This window comes from Sphingomonas hankyongi, from assembly GCF_023516575.1.
Taxonomy (GTDB): domain Bacteria; phylum Pseudomonadota; class Alphaproteobacteria; order Sphingomonadales; family Sphingomonadaceae; genus Sphingomicrobium; species Sphingomicrobium hankyongi.
The window spans coordinates 471,279-495,470 of record NZ_JAMGBE010000001.1; the positions used below are offsets into that span (position 1 = coordinate 471,279).

At 64.1% G+C, this 24,192-nt stretch carries 21 protein-coding genes; 2 read left to right on the top strand and 19 right to left on the bottom strand.

Going from position 1 to position 24,192, the window contains the following annotated elements:
• Position 1: 1 nt before the first annotated feature.
• The 7 genes from nagZ to ftsZ form a co-directional block, all read right to left on the bottom strand.
• Positions 2–1,009 carry a beta-N-acetylhexosaminidase gene (gene nagZ, locus LZ538_RS02480; RefSeq protein ID WP_249830413.1) on the bottom strand — a complete coding sequence of 336 codons (1,008 nt, stop codon included), beginning with the start codon at positions 1,007–1,009 and terminating at the stop codon, positions 2–4.
• On the bottom strand, positions 1,009–1,683 hold the full coding sequence (locus tag LZ538_RS02485) for an SPOR domain-containing protein (RefSeq protein WP_249830414.1): 675 nt from the start codon (positions 1,681–1,683) through the stop codon (positions 1,009–1,011). Before LZ538_RS02485 ends, nagZ begins: the two co-directional genes overlap by 1 nt.
• Complete coding sequence (locus LZ538_RS02490) at positions 1,680–2,525, bottom strand: SPOR domain-containing protein (RefSeq protein ID WP_249830415.1); 846 nt, start codon at positions 2,523–2,525, stop codon at positions 1,680–1,682. The genes LZ538_RS02485 and LZ538_RS02490 overlap by 4 nt, the downstream gene beginning before the upstream one ends.
• Positions 2,526–2,527: 2 nt before the next feature.
• Entirely contained in the window at positions 2,528–4,261 is a 1,734-nt protein-coding gene (gene argS, locus LZ538_RS02495; RefSeq protein WP_249830416.1) for an arginine--tRNA ligase, read from the bottom strand.
• 62 nt (positions 4,262–4,323) lie between these two features.
• The gene (locus LZ538_RS02500) at positions 4,324–5,484 is read right to left on the bottom strand and encodes a deoxyguanosinetriphosphate triphosphohydrolase (protein ID WP_283937536.1); all 1,161 of its coding nucleotides are present in this window, start codon (positions 5,482–5,484) and stop codon (positions 4,324–4,326) included.
• Positions 5,484–6,710 carry a tetratricopeptide repeat protein gene (locus LZ538_RS02505; RefSeq protein WP_249830417.1) on the bottom strand — a complete coding sequence of 409 codons (1,227 nt, stop codon included), beginning with the start codon at positions 6,708–6,710 and terminating at the stop codon, positions 5,484–5,486. Before LZ538_RS02505 ends, LZ538_RS02500 begins: the two co-directional genes overlap by 1 nt.
• 181 nt (positions 6,711–6,891) lie before the next feature.
• Positions 6,892–8,253 carry a cell division protein FtsZ gene (ftsZ, locus tag LZ538_RS02510; RefSeq protein ID WP_249830418.1) on the bottom strand — a complete coding sequence of 454 codons (1,362 nt, stop codon included), beginning with the start codon at positions 8,251–8,253 and terminating at the stop codon, positions 6,892–6,894.
• A 254-nt stretch (positions 8,254–8,507) separates the two neighbouring features.
• Here ftsZ and LZ538_RS02515 point away from each other — a divergent pair, with 254 nt between their 5' ends.
• Positions 8,508–9,248 (top strand): class I SAM-dependent methyltransferase, encoded by a 741-nt coding sequence (locus LZ538_RS02515; RefSeq protein ID WP_249830419.1) that lies wholly within the window; start codon positions 8,508–8,510, stop codon positions 9,246–9,248.
• A 7-nt stretch (positions 9,249–9,255) separates the two neighbouring features.
• Positions 9,256–10,146, top strand: coding sequence for an ATP-grasp domain-containing protein (locus LZ538_RS02520; RefSeq protein WP_249830420.1), 891 nt, complete (start codon positions 9,256–9,258; stop codon positions 10,144–10,146).
• Here the strand turns inward: LZ538_RS02520 and LZ538_RS02525 are convergent.
• Genes LZ538_RS02525 through LZ538_RS02580 form a run of 12 tightly spaced genes read right to left on the bottom strand, consistent with a single transcriptional unit; the run spans position 10,109 to position 24,187 of the window.
• Positions 10,109–11,293, bottom strand: a complete 1,185-nt coding sequence (locus LZ538_RS02525) for an MFS transporter (protein WP_249830421.1) — start codon at positions 11,291–11,293, stop codon at positions 10,109–10,111. The two genes, LZ538_RS02520 and LZ538_RS02525, sit on opposite strands and share 38 nt — an antisense overlap.
• A 23-nt stretch (positions 11,294–11,316) precedes the next feature.
• Positions 11,317–12,573, bottom strand: coding sequence for a cell division protein FtsA (gene ftsA, locus LZ538_RS02530; RefSeq protein ID WP_249830422.1), 1,257 nt, complete (start codon positions 12,571–12,573; stop codon positions 11,317–11,319).
• 10 nt (positions 12,574–12,583) lie between these two features.
• On the bottom strand, positions 12,584–13,498 hold the full coding sequence (locus tag LZ538_RS02535; protein WP_249830423.1) for a cell division protein FtsQ/DivIB: 915 nt from the start codon (positions 13,496–13,498) through the stop codon (positions 12,584–12,586).
• A complete protein-coding gene (locus LZ538_RS02540) occupies positions 13,495–14,421 on the bottom strand; it encodes a D-alanine--D-alanine ligase (RefSeq protein ID WP_249830424.1) in 927 nt (308 codons plus the stop codon). The genes LZ538_RS02535 and LZ538_RS02540 overlap by 4 nt, the downstream gene beginning before the upstream one ends.
• Positions 14,418–15,314 carry a UDP-N-acetylmuramate dehydrogenase gene (murB, locus tag LZ538_RS02545; protein WP_249830425.1) on the bottom strand — a complete coding sequence of 299 codons (897 nt, stop codon included), beginning with the start codon at positions 15,312–15,314 and terminating at the stop codon, positions 14,418–14,420. The genes LZ538_RS02540 and murB overlap by 4 nt, the downstream gene beginning before the upstream one ends.
• Complete coding sequence (gene murC, locus LZ538_RS02550; protein ID WP_249830821.1) at positions 15,311–16,720, bottom strand: UDP-N-acetylmuramate--L-alanine ligase; 1,410 nt, start codon at positions 16,718–16,720, stop codon at positions 15,311–15,313. Before murC ends, murB begins: the two co-directional genes overlap by 4 nt.
• Positions 16,720–17,880 carry an undecaprenyldiphospho-muramoylpentapeptide beta-N-acetylglucosaminyltransferase gene (gene murG / locus LZ538_RS02555; RefSeq protein ID WP_249830426.1) on the bottom strand — a complete coding sequence of 387 codons (1,161 nt, stop codon included), beginning with the start codon at positions 17,878–17,880 and terminating at the stop codon, positions 16,720–16,722. Before murG ends, murC begins: the two co-directional genes overlap by 1 nt.
• Complete coding sequence (locus LZ538_RS02560) at positions 17,877–19,100, bottom strand: FtsW/RodA/SpoVE family cell cycle protein (protein WP_430741939.1); 1,224 nt, start codon at positions 19,098–19,100, stop codon at positions 17,877–17,879. Before LZ538_RS02560 ends, murG begins: the two co-directional genes overlap by 4 nt.
• Positions 19,097–20,335 carry a Mur ligase family protein gene (locus LZ538_RS02565; protein WP_249830427.1) on the bottom strand — a complete coding sequence of 413 codons (1,239 nt, stop codon included), beginning with the start codon at positions 20,333–20,335 and terminating at the stop codon, positions 19,097–19,099. The genes LZ538_RS02560 and LZ538_RS02565 overlap by 4 nt, the downstream gene beginning before the upstream one ends.
• A complete protein-coding gene (mraY, locus tag LZ538_RS02570; RefSeq protein WP_249830428.1) occupies positions 20,332–21,402 on the bottom strand; it encodes a phospho-N-acetylmuramoyl-pentapeptide-transferase in 1,071 nt (356 codons plus the stop codon). Before mraY ends, LZ538_RS02565 begins: the two co-directional genes overlap by 4 nt.
• Positions 21,390–22,775, bottom strand: a complete 1,386-nt coding sequence (locus tag LZ538_RS02575) for a UDP-N-acetylmuramoyl-tripeptide--D-alanyl-D-alanine ligase (RefSeq protein ID WP_249830429.1) — start codon at positions 22,773–22,775, stop codon at positions 21,390–21,392. Before LZ538_RS02575 ends, mraY begins: the two co-directional genes overlap by 13 nt.
• A complete protein-coding gene (locus LZ538_RS02580; RefSeq protein WP_249830430.1) occupies positions 22,772–24,187 on the bottom strand; it encodes a UDP-N-acetylmuramoyl-L-alanyl-D-glutamate--2,6-diaminopimelate ligase in 1,416 nt (471 codons plus the stop codon). The genes LZ538_RS02575 and LZ538_RS02580 overlap by 4 nt, the downstream gene beginning before the upstream one ends.
• Between the last annotated feature and the right edge of the window lie 5 nt (positions 24,188–24,192).

Here is a 24,192-nt window from a genome sequence, read left to right on the forward strand (position 1 = left end):
CTCAGGCCAGCGCCAGCAAGGCGTCGCGCTTCGCGACCATCTCGGCAAACTCCGGCCCTTCGTCGTCGACGAGCGTCGACGCCATAGCCCGCGCCAATCTCGCCTCCGCCTCGGGCGCGAGATCGCCAACATGCGCGGCCACATCGAGCATTTCATCGAACTTGCCGGAGCAATGCAGCACGGCATCGCAGCCTGCCAGGAGCGATCGCTTTGCGCGCTCTCCCGGCGTTCCGGACAAGGCCTCCATCCCGATATCGTCGGTCATCAGGAACCCGTCGAAGCCAATGCGCGTGCGAATGATGTCTCGAATGATTCCCGGCGATTGGCTTGAGGGCCTTTCGTCATCCCATTGGGTGAACAGGATGTGGGCGACCATCCCCATGGGTGCCCATGCAAGCCGCTCGAACGGCTCAAGGTCGGTCTCAAGATCCTCGGCGCTGGCAGTAACCACCGGCAGTTCCTTGTGGCTGTCGACCAATGCGCGTCCATGTCCCGGAATGTGCTTGACGACGCCGACGACCCCGGCGGAGGCGAGCCCATCGAGCACCGCACGTCCGAGCGCCGCGACCTGCATCGGCTCCGAGCCCATTGCCCGATCGCCAACGATGTCACTGGCCCCTTTCTGCCGGACGTCGAGCACGGGCAGGCAGTCGACGTTCACGCCGACCTCTCGAAGCATCAAGGCGAGGGCGCGCGCATTGGCGCGAGCCGCCTCGATCGCGGACGAAGGAGCGATGCGGTAGAGGCGGTCGAACGCCTCGCCCGGTGGAAAGGCAACCCACTCGGGTGGCTTCATCCGCGCAACGCGACCTCCCTCCTGGTCGATCAGGACAGGAAGGTCGGCTCGTCCATGGATTGCGCGAAGATCGTCCGTCAGGCGCGCAAGTTGCGCGCGATCGATGCAATTGCGCGCGAACAGAATATATCCCGCGGGATCGGCATCACGGAAGAAAGTGCGTTCGTCTTCGTTCAGCTCGGCGCCGGCCAGGCCATAGATCGCCGCCTGCATCAGCGTGCCACGAAGCAGTTCTCGCCTGCTGCCTTCAATGCCTGGCAGGCTTCGCGGGCTGCGGCCGGCGAGGGAGCGCCAGCGCGAAGTCGGATCCCGCCGGGAAAGGGCACGATCATCTTGCTGAGCGCCGCAACGCTAGGGAACCTCGCGGCAAGCGCGCTCCATGCCCGCTCCGCCTGCGCCTGATTCTGGAAGGCACCGAGCTGGATTACGCTGCCGGAGCCGCCGGACGTGGGAGGTTCCGCCGGGAGGGGAGTTTTCCCTTCGGCGGGCGCCGCCGTCGGCTTCGGCTCCTGCTTGGGTTCGGGCTTGGGCGCCGCGACCGGCGTTTCCGGCACGGCGCTGAGATCCAGCTGTGCGTCCTTGTCCTCACCGGCGCTGGTCTCGAAGGCGGTCTGGCTTTCGCCGGCAACATCGAGACCACCCGGGTTCGGTGGCTTTACTTTGTACGGCCCGGCTTCTGCCCGGATCAACTCGGGCGGGCCGCTAACATCGCCGCCGCGGCTGCCGAGCCAGAAAAACGTGCCCGCCACCAGTGCTCCCGCAGCAAGGACGACGAGGAGGGCGGCAAGCATCTTGCGCCCCGAAACGCCGCGCGGCTCGTCTTCGTCTTCAACCGCCTGCAGCCAGGGCAGTTGTCCGTCGTCGTAAGTGCCGCGCTGGTCTGTCATCGCTCAACCTTGGCCTTCCAGGGCAGCCCGACCACGGCACAGCTGAAATGAATCGTCTGCATCCTTTGGCAAAGAACCTCCGAATGCGCCTGCGATGTCGTTCCGATCTGGAAGCGATAGAAAGTCCTTCCGCGCGAATTGCGGTCCGTGACGACAGTGGCCGGAAGCCGGCCGACTGCAGGATAGGCACGCTGCATGCGCCGCCAGCCGAGCTTGGCCTGCTGCCGAGTCCCGAATGCGCCTATCCTCACGACCCGGCCGTAGGCGCCCTTGCTTTCGGTCGATGGCCACAGCCGCAGCGGTTGCGGCTTTGCAACCGCCGGCGGAGTTGCAGCCGCTGGCGCGGTGGCCGGTTTCGCCACTTCGGATTTCGCCGATTCTGGCTTCGCAGTCGCGCGCTCCTGTTCCTCCACGGTCTTGGACAAATCGCTGCTCTTCATGTCCATCGGCGAGAGTTTTCTCGAGCGAACTAAGGTTCGCCGAACCGGTGACGGCGGCACGGCGATGGTAGGGGTCGGGGACGGCAGAACTTCAGGCGCGGTAGCGATCGGCACCTGCGGCTGAATATTTGAGGCGGCTTCAGGAAGCTTTGCCGTCGACTGCGTTGGGGGAGGTGCGAGCGCTTCCGGGGACTCCCGGGCCGACTGCGTGCCCAGCCAGAAGGAGCCGCCCGCTACCAGCAGTGCAGCCGCCACAGCCCATCCAGCCAACTCACGACCGCTCGGCGACCTCGGCCGTGACTTCGTCCGAACAGGTGTGGGTGCGGCGCGCGGCGTTTGAGCCGGCTCGTCGTCAAGCCACGGCAGCCGGTCCATGCCGACCGCCGCCTGGGCGTCGGTCATTGTCAGCGCATCTCCTCGGTCGCGGTGACCCCCATGAGCCCTAAACCGCTCCGAATAATTTGCGCGATTCCGAGAGCCAGTTCCAGCCGCGCGCGAGAAAGCTGTGGATTGTTTTCAAGCAGGAAACGCCGCGAGGGATCGTCGTTTCCCCTGTTCCACAAAGCGTGAAATTCGGCAGCCAAATCATAGAGGAAGAAAGCGATCCGGTGCGGCTCGTGCGCCATGGCCGCGCTTTCGATCGCTCTTGGGTATTGGGCGGCTCGCCTAACGAGAGCGAGTTCCTCATCATCCAGCAGCGCCAGATCGGGATGCTCAGAGAGATTAACGCCGGCATCCGCAGCCTTGCGCTTCAACGAGCTGATCCGCGCATGGGCATATTGGACATAGAAGACCGGATTGTCCTTGGAAGCTTCGAGGACCTTCGCGAAGTCGAAATCCAGGGGCGTGTCCGCGCGCTTCGTGAGCATCATGAAGCGCACGACGTCCTTGCCGACCTCATTTACGACGTCAGCGAGCGTAACGAAGTCGCCGGCCCGCTTCGACATCTTCACCGGCTCGCCGGCGCGGAACAGGCGCACCATGTTCACGATCTTGACGTCGAGATCGACGCGACCGTCGGTTAGTGCCTTCACCGCCGACTGCACCCGCTTCACGGTGCCGGCGTGGTCGGCGCCCCAGATGTTGACCAGATGGTCCGCGGATTGAGCCTTTTCCCAATGATAGGCCGCGTCCGATCCGAAATATGTCCAGCTGCCGTCCGACTTCTTCATCGGGCGGTCCTGATCGTCGCCGAACTGCGTCGACCGGAACAATGTCAGCTCGACGGGCTCCCACTCGTCGTGGGGATCGATGCTCTTCGGCCGCTCAAGCTCACCTTCGTAGACGAGGCCTTTCTCGCGAAGGACCTCCATCGCGCGGGTGACGGAACCCGATGCCTGCAACTCCGCTTCGGAAGAAAATTTATCGTGATGGATATCGAGGAGGCCAAGATCGTGCCGGATAAGGTCGAGCATCGCCTTGATGGCAGCCTCCCGAAACGGAGCTAGCCACTCTGTCTCGGGCGCATCGACGAATTTGTCGCCATATTCGGCAGCGAGCAGCGTGCCGACAGGCTTCAGATAATCGCCCGGATAGAAGCCTTCGCCAATCTCCCCGATCTCCTCGCCCAGCGCTTCGCGGTACCGAAGATGCACGGACCGGGCGAGCGTATCGACCTGCGCGCCCGCGTCGTTGACATAATATTCCTTCGTGACGCGGAAGCCGGCGGCCTCGAGAAGGCGGGCGAGGCTGTCCCCCACGACTGCTCCCCGGCAATGACCCACGTGCATCGGCCCCGTGGGGTTTGCCGAGACATATTCGACGTTCACGCGCTCGTTCGCGCCGATCTTCGACAGGCCATATTTCTCCCCGTCCCGAACGATAGTGCGCAATTCGTCGCGCCAGGCGTCCGGGGACAGGCGAAGGTTGATGAAGCCGGGTCCCGCGACCTCCACAGAAGCCACGGGCGGCAATGCCTGAAGCTTTGGCTTGATCGCCTCGGCAAGCACCCGCGGATTCGTCCCGGCCGGCTTCGCCAGCACCATCGCAGCATTGGTGGCGAGATCGCCATGGGAAGGGTCGCGCGGCGGCTCTACAGTTACGTTCTTGCGGTCAAGCTCCGGAGGCAGCGTGCCGTCGGCAACGAGGTCGTCAAGCACTCCATCGAGAAGCGCGGCATATTGGGCGTACAGGCTCAATTTCAGTCCCGAATTTCCGGAAAGCGTGCGCCTCTAGCGCAGCCGCGCCCGAACGTCACCTGTCAGAACCGGTCGGGCAGATGTACCGGTCCAACCAGCTCTTCATGCCGGGCGATTGCGAACCGATCCGTCATCCCGGCGATGAAGTCGCCCATGTTCCGCAGCTTTCGCTCCTCGTCGCCTTCGCCGCGCCAAGCCTCCGGCAGGAGTGATGGGTCGTTGCGATAGGCGGCCGCGAGGTTCGTCACGACCCGCTCGGCCTCAAGCCGCACAGCTTCGAGCTCCGTTGATCCATAGAGGCGATCGTAGAGGAAGCGCTTCAACTCGCGCTCTTCCGCCGCGAGATCGACTGAAAAGCCGGCAAGCTGCACGCCTGCCGCGCGAACATCGTCAATCGTTTCGACTCCAGCTTCTGCGACGCGCCTCTGAGTCTCCGCCAGCACATCTTCGACCATGGTCCCGATCATGTCACGGGTGAGTGCGCGTTGCCGCTTATCCGTGGAGATTCCGGGATGACGCTCGGCCACCCGATCCCACAGCCGGTTGACGATCGACAGCTCCCGCAGCTCGTCGATGTCTAGCAGGCCGGCCCGCAGTCCGTCGTCGACATCGTGATTGTCATAAGCAATGTCGTCCGAGATCGCTGCGACCTGGGCTTCAAGGCTCGGCCAACTCGTCAGGTCGAGGTCCCACTGGCTGTTCGCTTCCCTGAGCGCCCATGAGGGATCGAGCACCGGCCCGTTATGCTTTGCCAAGCCCTCGAGCGCTTCCCAGCTGAGGTTGAGTCCGTCGAAGTCCGGATAGGGCATCTCCAGCAAGGTGAGGATGCGTATGGTGTGCGCGTTGTGGTCGAACCCGCCGGCCTCGGCGAGCGCTGCGTCTAGCGCATTTTCACCCCCGTGACCGAAGGGAGGGTGGCCGAGATCGTGGGCAAGACAGAGCGCCTCGGTCAGGTCTTCGTTCAGTCCCAACGCTCGCGCAATGGTGCGGCCGATCTGCGCGACCTCAATGCTGTGCGTCAGCCGCACCCGATAGTGATCGCCGTCAGGAGCAACAAACACCTGCGTCTTGTGGCGCAGGCGGCGGAAGGCGACAGAATGGATGATACGATCGCGGTCGCGCTGGAAGATGTCGCGCGGACCGCGCGGACCTGGGTCAGGCTCTGGATGGCGACGGCCCACCGACATTGCCGGCTGGGCGACGACGCCTGGAGGAAGCTTCATTATGTGCCGAGTGGCACAATCGTATCGGATTCGGAACTGGTCCAGCTGAATGCGTTGATGCCCACGGATTCCAGGTCCTGCTGGAAGATCTGCGCGTCGGAGCTGCCGCGGAACGGTCCGATCACAAGTCGAGAACGGTCCGGGCTCCTGGCGACATAGCCGCTTATACCGTCAAACAGGTCGCTGTTGCGGGACTTGATACGGCGGAACTGACCCGAAAGCGCATCGGCATTCTGACCGCTTGCGAGCTGTAGCCAGAGCTTTTTCTCTGAGGCCGTGGCGGGACTTGGCCGGGCTTGGGCAGCGCGCGCCGGAATCTGGGCTGACGCCAAATGCGCAGGCGGCGCCGATTGCCAGCTCGGAGTTGCTTGCGCAGCGGGCCTCGGAGCGCGCAGCAATTGATCGATCGGCAGAGCCGGAGAGTCGGCGGATGAGTAATTCACCGACGGAGCTGAAGGCGCCGGTGGCGGTCCGCCGTAAGCATAAGTGTCGGACGTATCCGGGAAGATTCCGAGGTTGACGGCAGCAGCCTTCTGGCCCGCCGGCAGCGCGGGCAGACGCTTCAGGAACGGCGCGATGCTCGACCAGCTACCGGGCATTGCGGCATCGAACGCGGCCATGGCCCCGTTGCTGTCGCCGCTCAACGCGAGAATGAACGCACGGCAGCGCCGCGCACCGGCATCGCCGCCGAGCGACGCCAGCGTCTGTAGCGCCTCGGACTGTTTACCGCTTATCGCCAGGCTCAGCGCCAACCGGCGGCGAGCTTCCGCGCCATCGGATCCAATGAGTGCGGCACGGTAATCCGCCTGCGCCTCCGCTTGACGGCCGAGCAGATCGTAGGCGAGGCCACGATCGGCACCGATCACAGCAACAGGCGCTCCGAGCTGCTGCGCGCGGGCGAAATATGGAAGGGCGGCCTGCGCCTCTCCGTTGGCTACTGAAACTGCGCCCATGCCTGCCTGCGGCAGCGGACTGCGCGGGTTTGCCTCGTCGGCACGCGCGAAGAAGCCCGCAGCAGCCTGCGCGTCACCGACCGCGAGAGCGGCTCGGCCCGCGCCAATCAACGCCGAAAAATCGGTGGGGGTGGACGCCAGCAGGCGCACGTAGCGCGCGAGCGCGGCAGAAGGGGTCTCCGCATATTGTGAATAGCTCGACTGAGCCGACGCAGGCGCGACTGAAAAGGCCGCACCCGCACAGGCCAGCGCCAAAACCAGTGATCTGCGCATCGCTCCCCGCATCAAACTCCCCGTGGAGTAGAGAATCTTACGGAGAGCTTTCTGCCTAGATGCTTTACGATGAGCCGTGCCGACGCGGCGGTGAGGCGGCTGCTGTTTCGCATTTCCCGCCGCCGAATAGACAAAAAAGGCGGCCCCGGAGGGCCGCCCGATGGTGTTTGAGGACGTCTGACTACTGGTTATTCTGCCGGTTGAGGAAACGCGGAATATCGATCGGCTCGCGGAAGCCGGGTTCATCGCCCTCGATCTGCGCCTTGGGAGCGCCGCGAGCGATGTTCGACATACGCTCGAACAGGGTTCCCCCGGCAGTTCTAGTACCCGCATCCACGGCGTCGTCATCGTCCGGCGGAGCAATCGGCGGCGCACCCACGGGTGCCGTCAGGATGTCGTCGGCATCCAGGAGAAGCTCGTTCTCGTCATCTGTCTCATCGCCGAGTTCGAGCGCCGCCTCTTCGTCGGATTCAGGCGCTTCCGCTGTTTCCGGCTTTGCGAAGTTGGCAGCGGGCACCGGGGCAGCGGCACGCTGCGGGAAGGTGAAGACCTTGCCCGGAGCCGGCTGGGCCGAGGCCTCCGCCTCGATGCCGGTCGCAACCACCGAAACCCGAATCTTGCCGCCAAGGTCGTTGTTGAAGGCCGAGCCCCAGATGATGTTCGCGTCGGGGTCAACCAGCTCCTTGATATGGCTGGCGGCCTCGTCGACCTCCATTAGGCGCATATCCTCGCCGCCGGTGATCGAGATGATGACGCCCTTGGCGCCCTTCATGCTGACCCCGTCGAGCAGCGGATTGGAGATCGCCTTTTCTGCCGCCTCGATCGCCCGGTTGTCTCCGTCTGCTTCGCCCGTTCCCATCATGGCCTTGCCCATCTCGCTCATCACCGAACGAACGTCGGCGAAATCGAGGTTGATGAGTCCCGGCATGACCATGAGGTCGGTGATGCCGCGAACGCCCTGTTGCAGCACCTCGTCCGCCATCTCGAAGGCTTCCTTGAAGGTCGTCTCCGAATTGGCGAGCCGGAACAGGTTCTGGTTCGGAATGACGATCAGCGTGTCGACGTGCTGCTGAAGCTCCTGGATTCCGGAGTCGGCTGAGCGAGAGCGACGGGCCCCCTCAAACGCGAACGGCTTGGTCACGACACCGACGGTCAGGATGCCCTTGTCCCTGGCGGCCTTGGCGATGACCGGGGCCGCGCCGGTTCCGGTGCCGCCGCCCATGCCGGCCGCGATGAAGCACATGTGTGCGCCCTCGAGCGACTGGATGATCTCGTCGAGGGTCTCTTCCGCCGCGGCACGTCCGATCTCGGGCCTGGAGCCTGCGCCCAGTCCCTGCGTGATCTTGAGGCCGAGCTGGATCCGGCGGTCCGCGTCGGAAGCGTTGAGCGCCTGGGCGTCAGTGTTCGCAACGACGAAATCGACACCTTGCACGTCGGCACGCATCATGTTCGCGATCGCGTTCCCGCCCGCACCGCCGACGCCGATCACGCTGATCCGCGGACGAAGTTCGTCGACTTCCGGCCGGATGAAATCGATGCTCATGACCAAAATCCCCCCAAAAGCAGCAACGCGTTGAGCCTACAGGATGAATCTTTGAATCATCGCGAGTCGCAAGCCAAGCGAAAAAGTTAACAATCGCGACGAAAGTGGGGAAAAAGTGGCTAGAAAGACTCACTTTCCGCGTAAACGGCCCCGCCCGGCCGGGGCAGTTGCTCGCAACTCGTCGCGAATTGGCTTAGCTGCGCGGGCTCAGGGGGCTTCGCTGACCGCATACACACCACAAAACGGGTGCCATTTTGTTCGACACGTACACCGAGATCTTCGCGGATCGGGCGAGCAGCTACCATCAGGCAATGGGGCTCGCGCCTGAGGCACGTGCAGCCGAGTTCGAGGCAGTCCTAGAGCCGCTGCGAGGACGGGGCCCGGGCGTCGTGTGCGACATTCCCGCGGGCGGCGGCTATCTTGCTCCCTATCTTCCTCCGTACCTGTCTTATGTCGGGGTCGAGCCGGTTGAAGAGTTCCGGGAGCTTGCGCCAAAGGACCGCGAGACCATCCTCGCGCCGATCACCGAAATTCCGCTTCCCTCGCAATCAGTGGATCACGTGATCAGTCTTGCGGGCCTTCACCATGAAGAACAGCTTCCCCTGGTCTTCAGAGAAATGCGGCGCCTGATTCGCAAGCGAGGCACGGCTGTCCTCGCGGACGTCGCAGTCGGCACGGCGCCTGCTCGCTTCCTGAATGGGTTCGTCGCCTGCCACAACCCTCGAGGGCACAACGGCCGATTCCTCGACGACAAAACATGCCTTTCGTTGGCGGAGTCGTCCTTCCGCGTCGTCGATGACAGCTTGATCAGCGTCCCCTGGCAGTTTCGCGACAGGATCGAGGCAGGCGAGTTCTGCTCGGGCCTCTTCGGCATTGACGCACTCTCGCCGCCCGAGGTCGCCAGTTCCCTCGAGCGCGAGATAGGCCTGGACGCCGCGGGGAGCGGTGTCGAGCTTCGCTGGGTATTGCGGCGCATCGTCTGCGAAGCGGCCTGAGCGACCGATGGCGAAGCTTGTGATCGTCACGCACGAGTTCGACGTATTCGTCCGGCGCGATCCGTCTGGCGCAATTTCCAGCATGTACATGCTCTGGGATGTCATGAACCACCTCGCCGCCATGGGTCACGATTGCCACGTGACGACGGGGCCAAAGCCCCATCCGGGAGATATCGCTCTGTTGCACGTCGATGCGTCGGTGGTCCCTGAAGAATATCTCGCCCTTGCCGCACACTATGAAGCAACGATCAATTTCGCGGCCACGGATATCACCAAGCGCCGTATTAGCAGTCTCCGCTTGGCGCCGGGAGACGATTGGTCCGGGCCGGTGATCGTGAAGTCAAACCTCAACTCGGAGGGCAAGCCGGAAGTCGCCCACAATCGTCTTGCCGAAAACCGCAAGCGAGCGATGCCGCACCCGGGCGCGATGCGCACTCCCTACCGCATCTTCAATCATCGAGACGAGGTCGACGACGCGGATTGGCAAGACCCGTCGCTTATCGTGGAGAAGTTCATCACCGAGCCCGATGCATCGGGCGGCTTTGCGTTCCGCACCTGGGTTTTCATGGGATCGCGGGAGCGCTGCACGCGCTTTGTTGGCCCGAAGCCAATCGGCAAGGCGAACGACGCTGTGGAAAATAAACCGGTCGACGTTCCGCCTGAGCTTCGCGCCGAACGCGAGCGGCTGGGCTTCGACTTCGGCAAGTTCGACTGGATCATGCACGACGGGCACGCGGTTCTGATCGACGCGAACCGCACGCCAGGTACGGCGCGATCGATAGAAAGCTTCATAAGCGCGGGATCCAAGAACCTGGCCGATGGGTTGAATGGACTGATCGCCGACCGGCTCCCGAGGCGATTCAAACGGGGATCTGTTGGATCCTTGGCACGCCAATGACCCACCACAAAGCACCGGCAGCCGCGACCGCGGCGGTCACTACGAACGCAGTGCCGTAACCAGCGCTATCTACGATCGCACCCGTGGCGACCGGACCGAAGATTCCCGAAAGATTCCCGACGGCATTCTGGAAGCCTACCCAGGTTCCCGCCGCTCTCGGCCCGGAGAACATCTGCGCTACTGCATATGTGTTGAGGGACAGCGCTCCGGTCGCCATTCCTGCGACACAAAGCAGCACAGCGATTTCGACCTTCGTGCTTGCATAAGCGAGGCCGAGAACCGCCCCTGCGGCCACCAGCTGACCGAGCATCATCATCCCTCTGCGAACCGACGCTTCGCTCCGGCCATTCCTCGTCCACCAATCGGAGATGCCGCCGAACGTCAGTGCGGCGACGGCCTGCGCCGCATAGCCCAGTGTAGCGAGCAACGTCATTTCGGGGATCGACAGGCCGCGCGACTGTGTGAGGTACAGCGGCAGCCAGGCCAGTATGAAATAGAAGACGTAGTTGCTGGCGATGTGCGCGATGGACATCGACCACAGCGACCACCGCCCGATCAAAAAGCGAATGGGGACATTCGGTTCGACCTTTTCGTCCACAACGTCCAGTCCACGCGTTGTCCTGTGCCAGGGCAGCAGCCAAACGAGCGTCACAACGCCGAAGGCGAGGAAGATCGCGCGCCACCCGAAGGAGGCGAGGATCATCCCGCCGACCAAAGTTCCCGCCGCAGGCCCGAGGGCGATGCCTAGCGCCAGTGCAGCGTTGGCCATACCGCGCCGCTCCGGTGGGACATGGCGAGTGATGATCTTCGATCCGCCAGGAAAAGCGATCGTCTCTCCGACCCCCAGCAGGATTCTGAGTACCAGCAGCGACGCAAAGCCGCCGGCAAGGCCCATCGCCAGGGTGCTCAGCGCCCACAGGACCAAGCCGCCGGCCATCAGGCGATAAACAGAGAAGCGATCGACGAGCCAGCCGACGAAGAGCTGGACCGGCGCGTAAACCCAGAAGAAGGCCGAGACGATGAGGCCGAACTGGGTGGCGCTGAGGCGCAGCTCGGTCTTCATCAAAGGCGCGGCGATACCGATGGCGCCGCGGTCGACATAATTGAGGAAGACGGCGGCGCCCAGGAGCAGCACGAGCAGCCCCACCGACGGCCTTGCTCCACGCGCCGTCAGAAGCCGCCCTTCATGGCGCTGATCAGCCGGCCGAACATCCCCGTGGCCTGCCTGCGCTGGGCGATCGGACCGAGCGCGATGTCGCGAATGTCGCCAGTCCCCGAGCCGGCCAGCAACGCGAGGCCAACGAGCGTCGAGAAAGCCGGGCCGCTGTGGGCGTCCGGAAGGCCGGTAATCTGCTTCGGCCGGCCCACGCGAACTGCACGTCCGAGCACACCCTGCATATAATCCGCGATATTCTTGAGCTCGGCCCCGCCGCCCGTCAGCACCACCTGCCGGCCTACGGGCCCGGTGAAACCGAGGCCTTTCAGCGCTGCCTCAACCTCGTTGGTCAGCTCCTCCACGCGCTGGCGGATCACCATCATCAGCTGGGCGCGCGTGATCTTCATCGGCTCGGCGCCGGGCTCCGCACCAATCTGCGCCGCTTCGATCATCTCATGATTGTCGCGCGGGCTCGTCATCGCAGAGCCGTAGAAGCATTTGAGCCGTTCCGCGTCGCGCCGCTGCACAGCGAAAGCCGCAGCTATGTCGTTGGTAATGTCGCGAGCACCCAGCTCTACCGAGCGCAGACCGACGAGCATGCCGCCAAAGTGCACGGACACATTCGTCACCTCGGCACCAAGCTCGACCAGCGCCACACCGAGTTCGCGTTCCTCTTCGCTGAGGCACGCAAGCGCTGCCGCAATCGGCGAAGCGACGATCGCCTTGACGCCCAGGTGCGCCGAGCGGATGACCGTATCGATATTCCTGAGCGGAGCAGGATCGGCAGCGATGACGTGGATGTCGACGCCGAGCCGATTGGCGAAAAGGCCGATCGGCTGCTGCACGCCCTGCGCGCGATCGATCGTATAGAGGGCTGGGTGAGCGTGCAGAACGACCTGCCCATTGCGGTCGATTGCCCGCCGGCCCGCCCCCATCAGTTCATCGATATCCGATTGCTCGATCGGATGACCGCCGAGCTCGACCTCGACGTTTGCGACATCGCTCACAAGGCCGCCGGCACCGTAGCTCGCCCAGACATCGTCGACCGTCACCGCCGACATGCGCTCGGCGAGCTCGACTGCCTCGCGCACTGCGAACTCGCTTGCTGCCATGTCGGTGATGTATCCGCGCTTGACGCCGCGGCCCTCGCGCTGTCCCGTGCCCAACACCGTCAACCGGCCATCATCGCCGCGCGTGACTATCAAGGCGCTGACCTTCGACGAACCGATGTCGAGTGCCGCGATTACCTCTTGCTCGCTCGGCTGGGCCAACTCGTCGTCCTCAGCCCTTGTTCGCGGCGTCTTCGCCGGAAATCGGCTCGCCGGGAGCACGCGGCAGACGTGCAATCATCTTGCCGGGGATGCGAAGGTCGAAGCGCAGGATTCCGCGGCCGAGCAACCCGGTGGACCGGTCCATCTTCGCGAATTTCTGGAGTGCTGCACCGGCCGCCTGGTTCCCTTCGGGGAGGGCAATGGTCTCGCCCGATTGGAAATTAAGGTCCCACCGACGGCGGCCGACCCATGTGGCGGAAGCTAGCTGCGGCTTGAGGGTCGGAACCCCCGCCATGAGCTGGTCAAGCTCCTGGCTGTGCGCATTCGCCCCCGGCCCAATGAGGAGCGGCAGGTCGGGCATCTTCGAAATCGGAACGCGATCCAGCACCACGCCCTCACCATCGATCAAGGCAAGCTGCCCCTGGTTCTGCCAAAGTGCTGCGGGCGTGCGCTCGACGATATCGATAACCAGCGTGTCGGGCAGTCGCCGCGACACTCGGGCGTCGCTCACCCAACCGAACTGCAGTAGCCGATCGCGGATCGCGCTGACGTTCACAAGCGGCTGCGGCGCCTTGGATTTGCCAGTCGTCTCCGCTGCGCGACGCAATTCATCGGTCACGACTTCATCGACCAAACGGCGGTCCATGCGATTGATCCCGACGATCTGGTACCCGTTGACGATAAAGCCTGCGCGCCCGACGGCGGCAGCGGCCGAACGCTCGGCTTTGGCGGGAACGTCGAGCGCGACCAGCACTACGACGCCGATAGCGAGCATGAAAGCTGCGAAGGTCAGGCCAGCCAGCTTGTTGGCCCGGGCCTGGTCTACGGGCAGCTTCTTGGCGATGTTCTTCGGAACCGTGACCTTGGCCGGCTTGCGCGTCTTGTTGCGCGCGCCGCCCCCGCGACGGACATGGCTGGCGCTCATTTGAGCGCCTCCTCGATCAGCCGCTCGACCAGCTCGCCGTAAGCGATGCCCTTGAGTTTCGCCTGCTCCGGGACGAGGCTCAGCGGCGTCATCCCGGGCTGTGTGTTCACCTCGAGCAGGTAGATGCCGGCTTCCCCTTGCTCATCGTCCCAGCGGAAGTCCGATCGCGACGCCCCCTTACAGCCAAGCAGGCGATGGGCCTTGGCCGCCATGGCCATCATTGATCCGGCGATATTGTCAGGGACCTCGGCGGGGCAGACATGGACAGTCAACCCGTCCGTATATTTCGCGTCATAATCGTAGAAGCCGGCGACCGGCTTCAGCTCGGTGACGGCCAGCGCTTCGTCGTTGATCACCGCGACAGTCAACTCGCGCCCCTTGATGAAGGGCTCGGCGAGAAGCTGGTCGAAATGATGCCACGGTCCTTCGACATCGCGGCCGATCGGCGAGCCGTAATTGCCGTCCGCGGTGACGATCGCGACCCCGACCGACGAACCCTCGTTGACGGGCTTGAGAACGTAAGGCCGCGCAATCGGGTCACGCTCGAACAGGCGTTCACTGTCGACCAAAGTACCCTCGGGCATGCGGACGCCATGCGGGACGAGCACCATCTTGGTCAGCTCTTTGTCGATGGCGATGACTGAAGTTTCGAGACCGCTATGTGTATAGCGCAGGCCCATCAGGTCCATCATGCCCTGCACCGTCCCGTCTTCGCCTGGCGTTCCGTGGAGGGCGTTGAAAACGACGTCAGGCTTCAGCTCCGCCAGCCGCGACGCAACATCACGGTCCATGTCCAGTTCGGTCACATTGGTCCAACCGCGTTCGCGCAGCGCCTCCGCCACCCCGCGGCCGCTCGTCAGCGACACTTCTCGCTCGGAAGACCAGCCGCCCATCAACACGACGACATGCAAATCCTTGTTCATTCCGTGCCGACCCGCTGGATTTCCCATTCGAGAGTGATGTTGCTTTTTGCCTTAACTCGGCGGCGAACTTCCTCGCCCAATGCCTCGATGTCGGCACTGGTTGCGCTACCGAGATTGAGCAGGAAGTTGCAATGCTTTTCCGAGACTTGTGCGTCGCCGATTGTCAGTCCGCGGCATCCTGCCGCGTCGACGAGGGCCCACGCCTTGTGACCAGGCGGATTCTTGAACGTGGATCCCCCCGTCCGGCTGCGCAGGGGCTGCGACTCCTCGCGGGCTCGCGCGATGGCATCCATCTCCGCGCCGATCGCGTCGGGCTTGCCGGGGATCCCGCGAAAGGTCGCTTCCAGGACCACGGCGCCTTCGGGCACTTCGCTGTGCCGATAGGTGTAACCGAGCTTGTCGGCCGGCCATTCCTCTACATCGCCTGATCGCAGCGCGAGCTTTGCCGAAACGAGAATGTCGCTGACTTCGCGGCCATATGCGCCGCCATTCATGCGGACGAAACCGCCAACCGTCCCTGGAATGCCGCGCAGGAATTCGAGCCCGGCGATGCCGGCGTCGCGAGCAGTGGAGGAGACAAGGATACCGCTGGCTCCGCCGCCACAGCGCAACGTCACCTCATCCACACGCTCGATCTTCGCAAAAGGCTTGCCGAGTCGAATGACCACACCGCGAACTCCTCCGTCGCGCACGATCAGGTTGGACCCGAGCCCGAGCGCCATGACCGGCATGTCGCTCTCAATCTGCCGCAGGAACTGAACGAGGTCCTCGGCATCGCTCGGCTCGAACAGCCATTCCGCACTTCCGCCGCTCTTGAACCAGACAAGCGGCGCCAGCGGCGCGTTCGGCGTCAGCTTGCCGCGTACGGCCGGCATGGTTGCGACGGCGCTCATTTAGTCGCCCTCGCACCGCGGACGCCATCCGGAATGGCCGCCGCCCACCTGGTGATGTCACCCGCGCCCATACAGATGATCATGTCGCCTTCGGCGGCGAGGTCCCTCAATTCCCGGCTCAACTCGCCAAGGTCGGCCACGGCGCGGACCATGCGGTGGCCGCGCGCGCGCAGGCCCTCGACAAGAGAAGCCGAATCCACGCCCTCGATCGGCTCCTCGCCGGCCGGATACACCGGCGCGACGAAGACGACGTCTGCGTCATTGAACGCGCTCTGGAAGTCTTCCATCAGCGCCTCGAGCCGGGTGTAGCGATGAGGCTGCATCACGGCGATCACCCGCCCTTCGGCGCCTTCGCGCGCCGCCGAAAGCACGGCGCGTATCTCCGTCGGGTGATGAGCGTAATCGTCGATGACCATCGCACCGTCGACTTCGCCGACATGGGTAAAACGCCGCTTCACGCCTTCGAACTTCTCGAAGCCTGCAACGATCGCGTCGTCAGCGATGCCAAGCTCCAATGCGACCGCGATTGCCGCGAGCGCGTTCTGGACATTGTGACGGCCGGGAATCGGCACGTAGATGGCAACAGTGCGGCGCTCGCCGTCCTTGCCCAGGATGACGGCATCGAACCTGCTACCCCCGGGAACCGGAGTGACATTATCCGCGCGGACATCTGCGAGCGCCGAGAAGCCATAAGTCACGATGCGCCGGTCGCGAATTCGGCCGATGACGTTTTGCACTTCCGGATGGTCGACGCACAGGACGGCGAGGCCGTAAAAAGGCACGTTCTCGATGAACTCGACGAACGCGTCCTTTACCTTGTCGAAGTCGCCATAGTGCTCGAGATGTTCGGGATCGATGTTCGTCACGACCGCGATCGTGCCGTCGAGCCGAAGGAAGCTGCCGTCGCTCTCGTCGGCCTCGATCACCCACCAGTCGCTCTTTCCGAGGCGCGCATTCGATCCGTAGCGATTGATGATGCCGCCGTTGATGACTGTCGGGTCGAGGCCGCCATTGTCGAGGAGGGCCGCGATCATCGATGTAGTCGTCGTCTTCCCATGCGTGCCTGCGACGGCCACCGTCTTCTGCATGCGCATAAGTTCGGCGAGCATCTCGGCGCGCTTGACCCGCGGCAGGCGCCGCTCGGCCGCGGCATCCATCTCCGGATTGTTGTCCTTAATCGCGGAAGAGCAGACGACGACCGCCGCCTCGCCGATATTTTCGGCCGAGTGGCCGATCATGACCTTTATGCCCTCCTTGCGCAGCTTTTCGACGACATAGCTTTCGGCGACGTCGGATCCCTGCACTGTGTAGCCAAGCTGGTGCATCACCTCCGCGATGCCGGACATTCCGATCCCGCCGATCCCGACAAAGTGGATCGTCCCGATGTCCGTGCCCAAGGCCTTCATCATGCGGGGACGCCCCCCGCAGGAGCTCCAACGCGAACGCGAGGTGTGAGTCCCGCTCCGACTTCCACTGGGGCAAGCCCGTTCCCGATCCGCTCGACTAGGTCGGCAAGGTCGCGGGCCGCATGGGGACGACCGACGGAAAGTGCGCGGGCGGCGGCATTGTTCAACGCAATAGGATCGGCCGCCATCGCCTCGATCTGCCGCGCCAGCACTTCGGCCGTAAAGCTCGCCTGCTGGATCGTGCGCGCGCCGCCTGCCTTGGTCATCTCGCGCGCATTGGCCGTCTGATGATCGTCGGTCGCGGCGGCAAAAGGGATCAGGATGGCAGGCCGACCGGCCGCGCTTAGCTCCGCAATGGTCGAAGCGCCCGCGCGGCCAATGAAGAGGTGCGCATCGGCGAGCTTCTCGGCCATGTCCTCGATGTAGGTTGTGAGCTCCGCTGGAATGCCCAGTTCCGCATAGCGGCCGCGAACACCTTCGATGTCCTCCGGCCGGCATTGCTGCACGACCTGCAGGCGCCTGCGCAAAGAGGCTTCGAGCATGCCGAGGCCTTCGGGCACAACCTGCCCGAGCACCGTCGCGCCCTGACTTCCACCCGTGATCAGTATTTTCAATGGTGCGAATTCGTCGAACGGCGGGAACGGAAGTTCGCCAAGTTTCGCGATTTCGATCCGAACCGGATTGCCGACCAGCACCGTCTTCGCGCCATATTTGGGCTTGAGCCGATCGACCTGGTCGTAAGCCGTGCCGATCGCTTCTGCCTCGGCAGCGAGGAGTCGATTAACCCGCCCCAGCACCGCATTCTGTTCGTGAAGCACGGTGGGGATTCGAAGAGCACTCGCTGCGAGCAGGGACGGAAACGCCGGATAGCCTCCGAAACCTACGACTGCATCGGGCCGGTGTTCGCCGTACAACCGCTTGGCCTGCGCCCGCCCGCGGGCCACGGCTCCGAGCGCCTTGATCCATCCGACCGGCCCCCCGCCCAGGCGCCCGGCAGGCAGGATGTGAACCGGTACATTTTCGAAGATGCCGGGGAAGCGCGCCCCGCGCTCATCGGTGATGAGAAGCACGCCATGGCCGCGACTTTTCAATTCCACGGCTAGCGCATGGGCGGGGATCATGTGCCCGCCGGTGCCGCCCGCCGCCAATACAAAGTTCATGCCGTTAAGCTCTCCCCGCTCCATCTCACCACGTAGGGCGAGCGGGTCAGATACGGGTTCCGCCGCGTGAAGGCGAGCAGCAACCCCATGCCGATCGAGAGTGCCAACATCGAGCTTCCGCCATAGCTGATGAACGGCAACGTCATTCCCTTGGAAGGCGCCAGTTGCACGTTGACCATCATATTGATCAGCGCCTGCAGTCCGAACTCGATCACCAGGCCGGCGGCGGCAAGGATCGCGAAGCTGTTTTCCTCGTCGAGCAGCTTGATCAGCACGCGCGCGACAATGCCCAGATAGAGGCACGCGATCGCGAGGCAGGCAATCAGCCCGAACTCCTCGCCGATGACGGAGAAAATATAGTCGGTGTGCGGCTCCGGGAGCCCGAACTTGCGGGTGCCTCCCCCCGGGCCCATGCCGAACAGGCCTCCCGCGGTCAGCGTCCGCATCGCATTCTCGACCTGGAAATTGTCGCCTTCGCCGAAGAGGAAGCCGTCAATGCGAACCGTCGCGACCGGATAAAAGAAATAAGCGAGGATCACCCCGGCGACCGCAGCACCGGCGAGGATACCCAGCGTACGGAGGCTCACGCCGGCCAGCGCAAGCATCGCAATCCATACGCAGCAGTAGATGATGGTCGATCCGAAGTCCGGCTGCTGCATGAGAAGCGCCGCAACCGCTCCCGTGATCAATGCCGAAAGGAGGAACACCGGAAGCGACTTGTCTGCCTCCTTCAGGCTGAGCAGCCAGGCCATGGCGATGACGAAGAAGGGCTTCAGGAATTCGGAAGGCTGGAGCTGGCCGACGCCGATTTCGATCCACCTTTTCGCGCCGTTCACCTCCGGCCCCAGCACGGGCACGAAGATCAGCAGCACGAAGAAGAATGCCGCGCCGAACAGCGAGAGGCGGCGCGCGCGGTCCCTGGGCATCATCGAAATGCCGATCATCACCGGAACGCCGAGCGCGATCCACGCAAGCTGGCGCCAGAAATAATAGAGCTCGGAGAAGTGGACTTTGCCGCCCGAATAGCGCTCGGCGGCGGCCGGCGACGCGGCAGCGACTGCGATCAGCCCGATGCCGATCAGCGTCGCGACAAGCAGGAGCAGGACCTTGTCGATCTCCCAGAACCAGCGTCCCAACGGCGACGTGTCGGAACGGCCGTAATTGCCGGGGTCCATCAACGCTGCCTTGGCTTTGATCTTGCCCGAGATGCTCCCGATCATAACCCCTCCACCAATGACCGGTATTGGTCCCCCCGGTCCTCGAAGTCGCGGAACTGGTCGAAACTCGCGCAGGCCGGCGACAGCAGCACCGTATCACCGCTCTGGGCGTCCGCAGCGGCCTGACGCACAGCATCAGCCAGTTTTCCACAGTTTTTCACGGACATGTGAGGACTTAACAGTCCATCGAACAGCTCAGCGGCTTCGCCGATCGTGTAGGCGGAGCGGACGTGGCCGAAGTGCGGCGCGCATTCGTCGAGATTGTCGGTCTTCGCCTGCCCGCCCAGGATCCAGCGGATCGACGGGAAGGCCGCGAGGGCGGGAGCGGTGGCGGTCGGGTTGGTCGCCTTGCTGTCGTTGACGAACAGGACGCCGTGCTTCTCGCGGATGCGCTCCATGCGATGCGGCAGGCCGGGGTAGGTCCGGAGGCCTTCCTCTATCTCACCGGCGCCTATGCCGAGAATCTCACAACTCTCGATCGCGGCAGCGGCATTCTGAGCATTGTGCGGACCTTGCAGAGAGGGCCAATTCCTCTGATCAAGGCCCGCATCGCGGCCGCGAACCGTGACACCCGTCGACATTTGAAGCAGCCGCTCTTTCGACGCGCAATATGCCTCGAAGCTATCGTACCGATCGAGATGGTCGGGCGTGATGTTGAGCAGCACCGCGACGTCGCAGTCGAGGCTCTGCGTCAGGTCGATCTGGTAGCTTGAAAGCTCCAGAACATAGACCCCGCCTTTCGGAAGCGGGTCTTGCGCGAGGATTGGAAGCCCGATGTTGCCGCCCATCGTCGTCGGCACTCCGGCGGTTTCGAGGATATGATGAACGAGCGCGGTCGTCGTGGACTTGCCGTTGGTGCCGGTGATTCCGACGACCTTGTGCGGCGGCAGCTCGAGCCGCGCGCGGGCGAAAAGCTCGATGTCGCCAATGATCTCGACGGCGGCATCCCGCGCCCGCTTCGCAATCGGGTGACGATTGAGCGGAACGCCGGGTGAAACTACCAGCGCATCAAAGTCGCCGATTTCGCGAAAATCTGTGTCCCCGCGGAGGCGGGGATCCAGCACGAGGCTCCTGCCTTCGCAGGAGCACAATTCTGCGTTTGCCCGTGCATTCGGATTTTCATCCCACGCCGTGACCTTCGCGCCGCTGGCAAGCAGCGCCTCGACCGTCGCCAGCCCGGAGCGAGCGAGACCGTAAACCGCGTAGTGCTTGCCGGCGAAGGCCCGGGCCGTGATCACCGCAGCTTCAGGGTTGAAAGACCGGCAAGCGCAAGAATGAATGCGATGATCCAGAAGCGGATCACCACCGTCGGCTCCGACCAGCCCTTATGTTCGAAGTGATGGTGGATCGGCGCCATCAGGAATACGCGTTTGCCCGTGCGCTTGAAGACCGCCACCTGGATCACGACAGACAAGGCCTCGACTACGAACAGGCCGCCGATGATGACGAGCACGAATTCGTGATGCGTCGCCACGGCGACGGCTCCGAGCGCTCCGCCGAGCGCCAGGCTGCCGGTGTCCCCCATGAACACCGCGGCGGGAGGCGCATTGAACCACAGGAAGGCCAGGCAGGCTCCGACCACTGCGAGCAGCAATACCGTGAGGTCGCCCACGCCGAGGATGTGCGGAATCCCGAGGTAATTGGCGAAGCGCGCGTTACCGACGAGATAAGAGATGAGGAGGAAAGCGATCGCCGCAATCACGACCGGCATGGTCGCCAGGCCATCGAGCCCATCCGTAAGATTTACGGCATTGCCGAAGGCGACAATCACGAACGCGCCGAACGCAATGTAACCCCAACTGAGGTCGACGACCGGGCCTTGAACGAAGGGTAGATAGAGGTTCGTCGTGCCTTCCTTGACGATGAGCCAGGTGGCGAAACCGGCGATCAAGAATTCGAGCGCGAGGCGAGTCTTCCCCGAGAGCCCGGCATGGTGCGCCTTCTTCACCTTGTCATAATCGTCGAGGAAACCGATCGCGCCGAAGCCGGCGGTCACCAGAAGGCAGGCCCAGACATATGGGTTCTTGAGGTCCATCCAGAGCAGGACCGAGACCGACACGGAGATGAGGATGAGGAGCCCGCCCATCGTCGGCGTTCCCCGCTTGGCGAGGTGCGTCTGCGGGCCGTCGGCGCGAATGGGCTGGCCCTTACCCTGGCGTTCGCGAAGGTAGGAGATGAACCAGGGACCCAAGAGCAAGCCGATGAGCAGTGCAGTCGCGCTCGCCGCGCCCGCGCGAAAGCTGATGTAACGGATCAGGTTGAGGACGCCGGGGAAGCCCAGCTGCTCGGCAATTACGTAGAGCATGACGGCGCCTTCGCCACATGCTCGACCAGCTTGGCAAGCCCCACGGAGTTCGACGCCTTGACCAGGACCGCGTCGCCGGGCCGGAGCATCTGCATCAGGTCCTCGATGGCCTCGTCGACGGTCGCGGTCAGGTCGAGCGCGATCTTTCCGACGATCTGCTCTGCAAGCGGCCGCATCTCGTCTCCGATCAGGATCAGGCGATCGACATGCGCGCCGAGAACGGCGGGGGCGAGGCCGGCGTGAAGGGCGTCGCTATGTTCGCCCAGCTCCCGCATCGGTCCCAGGACCGCGATCCTGCGGCCCACGTCGCGTTCATCGCCGAGGCTTTTCAGCGTCGCCGCCATCGACGCGGGGTTCGCGTTGTAGCTTTCGTCGATGAGGAGCACTTCGCCGTCTTCGAGCGGCACCATGTGGCGCTGCCCGCGTCCCTTGAGCCCGGCCATGTCGGCGAGCGCCAATCCCGCGACAGCCACATCTTCGCCCAATGCTTCGACCGCGGCGAGCACTGCGAGCGCGTTGGTGACCCAATGCTCGCCGCGCTGCGAAATTGTGAAGGTGAGCTCCCGTTCCAGGAGGGCCGCGCTGATCAGGCTTCCGCCCCCTTCTGCCGCCACCGCATGAATCGCGTGAACGTCTGCGTCGCCGCCCCCAAAGGTGATGATCCGATCGGCATAACGGCGCGCGGCCCTCACCAGACGATCGCGGTGTGCCGTGTCGTTCGGGACGATTGCGATGCCGCCGGGCTCGAGACCCTGGAAGATCTCGCCTTTCGCGTCCGCGATGGCTTCTTCCGAGCCGAGGTTTTCGATGTGGGCGGGGGCGATGGCCGTCACCAGCCCGAGGTCGGGTCGGATCTGCCGGGTCAGCGCTGCAATCTCACCCGCATTGTTCATGCCCATTTCCAACACCGCGAATTCGGCATCGCGCGGCATGCGGGCGAGGCTCAGCGGAACGCCCGTATGATTGTTATAGCTTTTAACCGAGCGGTGAACCTTGCCTGGTCGGCACCGGTCCAGCGCGGCGTAGAGCGCCTCCTTCGTGCTGGTCTTGCCGACCGATCCCGTGACCCCGAGGATCGTTGCGCTGGTCCGCTCGCGCGACGCCCGACCGAGCGCCTGCAACGCTGCAAACGTGTCTTCCACCAGCACGTGGGGACCACTGACGGGCTGCGACACGATCGCGCCCGCCGCTCCCGAGGCAAATGCCTGATCCACGAATTTGTGGCCGTCATGGACCGTGCCGGGCATGGCGACGAACAGGTCTCCGGGCTGGACCTCGCGGCTGTCGAAAGTCACGCCGCTCACCACGAAAGGTGTGCTCGCGATCCCGCCGGTCGCCGCCGCGATCTCCTCGGAGGTCCAGAGAGCGCTCAAGCGGCGACCTCCCGCGCGACCAGCGCGTCGTCGAAGGGCAGCACGCGGTCTCCGACGATCTGGCCCGTCTCATGACCCTTCCCGGCGACGAGGACGATGTCTCCGGCTCTCGCGCGCCGAACCGCCTCGGCGATCGCTTCGCGCCGTCCGCCCACTTCCAGGGCTCCCGGCGCCCCGGCGAGGATCGCAGCCCGGATCTCCGCAGGGTCTTCGCTGCGGGGATTGTCGTCGGTGACGATGACGATGTCCGACATGCGGGTCGCGACTGCGCCCATTTCGGGCCTCTTGCCTTGATCTCGATCACCCCCCGCGCCGAAAACGGTGATCAGTCGCCCCTCGACGTGCGGCCGCAAGGCCCCGATCGCCGCGTCCAGCGCATCGGCGGTGTGCGCGTAGTCGATATAGATTGGCGCGCCGGCACTGGTGATCACCGCGCGCTCCAGACGGCCCCGAACCGGAGCGACGCGCTGCATCGCCGAGAAGACAGCGTCCCACTTGCCCGCCGTCGCCAGCGCAAGCCCGGCCGCGGTGAGGACGTTGGCAGCCTGATAAGCACCGATCAGCGGCAGAGCGAGCCGGTACGGCCTCTCGCCATGCTCGAGCATCAGAGTCTGACCCAGCGGCGTCGGAACCTGCTCGACAAGGCGGATGGTTTCGCCCCTGCGGCCTACCGTCAGGACCTCATGACCAGCCCGTTTCGCGCGTTCGATCACCTCTTCGGACTTGGCATCGTCGGTCCAGACGACCGCGGGCTTGCCGGCCGGAAGTAGCTCTTCGAACAGCCGCATCTTGGCTTCGAAATAGGCCTCCATCGTCTCATGATAATCGAGATGATCGCGGCTGAAGTTGGTGAACGCGGCAGCGGCCAGCGGAACTCCTTCGGCGCGATGCTGGTCGAGGCCGTGGCTGGACGCTTCATAAGCGACATGGCTGATGCCCATGCGCTTCAGGCCCGCGACATTGTTGAGGAAGGTGACGATGTCCGGCGTCGTCAAACCCGTCTTCACCTGGTCGTCGGACGTCGTCACTCCAAGCGTGCCGATGGAAGCCGAGCGATGGCCCGACATGCGCCAGATCTGGCGCGTCATCTCGACCGTTGAGGTCTTGCCGTTGGTCCCCGTCACCGCAACGACGGTCTCCGGATAAGGCGCGTAGAATTTGGCCGCGAGATCGGCGAAGCGTCTGCGCGGCTTATCATCGGCGAGATGCGGGACGCGTGTAACGGCGGCTTCAGGCCGGGCAACCACCGCCACCGCCCCGCGATCGACGGCGATTGGGATGAAATCCTCGCCATTGAAGACCTCGCCTTTGAACGCGCCGAACACGCTGCCCGGAGCAACCTTTCGATGGTCGATCGCAAAGCCCGTCACTTCGGAATCGCTATCGACCCCGGCGAGGTCACGAAGGCGCATCGCGA

Bases quoted from the DNA above. Each gene is read 5' to 3' on its own strand.
- nagZ (WP_249830413.1), bottom strand. From the start codon at position 1,009: ATGCAGGCGGCGATCTATGGCCTGGCCGGCGCCGAGCTGAACGAAGAC.
- LZ538_RS02485 (WP_249830414.1), bottom strand. From the start codon at position 1,683: ATGACAGACCAGCGCGGCACTTACGACGACGGACAACTGCCCTGGCTG.
- LZ538_RS02490 (WP_249830415.1), bottom strand. From the start codon at position 2,525: ATGACCGACGCCCAGGCGGCGGTCGGCATGGACCGGCTGCCGTGGCTT.
- LZ538_RS02500 (WP_283937536.1), bottom strand. From the start codon at position 5,484: ATGAAGCTTCCTCCAGGCGTCGTCGCCCAGCCGGCAATGTCGGTGGGC.
- LZ538_RS02505 (WP_249830417.1), bottom strand. From the start codon at position 6,710: ATGCGCAGATCACTGGTTTTGGCGCTGGCCTGTGCGGGTGCGGCCTTT.
- ftsZ (WP_249830418.1), bottom strand. From the start codon at position 8,253: ATGAGCATCGATTTCATCCGGCCGGAAGTCGACGAACTTCGTCCGCGG.
- LZ538_RS02520 (WP_249830420.1), top strand. From the start codon at position 9,256: ATGGCGAAGCTTGTGATCGTCACGCACGAGTTCGACGTATTCGTCCGG.
- LZ538_RS02535 (WP_249830423.1), bottom strand. From the start codon at position 13,498: ATGAGCGCCAGCCATGTCCGTCGCGGGGGCGGCGCGCGCAACAAGACG.
- LZ538_RS02540 (WP_249830424.1), bottom strand. From the start codon at position 14,421: ATGAACAAGGATTTGCATGTCGTCGTGTTGATGGGCGGCTGGTCTTCC.
- murB (WP_249830425.1), bottom strand. From the start codon at position 15,314: ATGAGCGCCGTCGCAACCATGCCGGCCGTACGCGGCAAGCTGACGCCG.
- murC (WP_249830821.1), bottom strand. From the start codon at position 16,720: ATGAAGGCCTTGGGCACGGACATCGGGACGATCCACTTTGTCGGGATC.
- murG (WP_249830426.1), bottom strand. From the start codon at position 17,880: ATGAACTTTGTATTGGCGGCGGGCGGCACCGGCGGGCACATGATCCCC.
- LZ538_RS02560 (WP_430741939.1), bottom strand. From the start codon at position 19,100: ATGATCGGGAGCATCTCGGGCAAGATCAAAGCCAAGGCAGCGTTGATG.
- mraY (WP_249830428.1), bottom strand. From the start codon at position 21,402: ATGCTCTACGTAATTGCCGAGCAGCTGGGCTTCCCCGGCGTCCTCAAC.
- LZ538_RS02580 (WP_249830430.1), bottom strand. From the start codon at position 24,187: ATGCGCCTTCGTGACCTCGCCGGGGTCGATAGCGATTCCGAAGTGACG.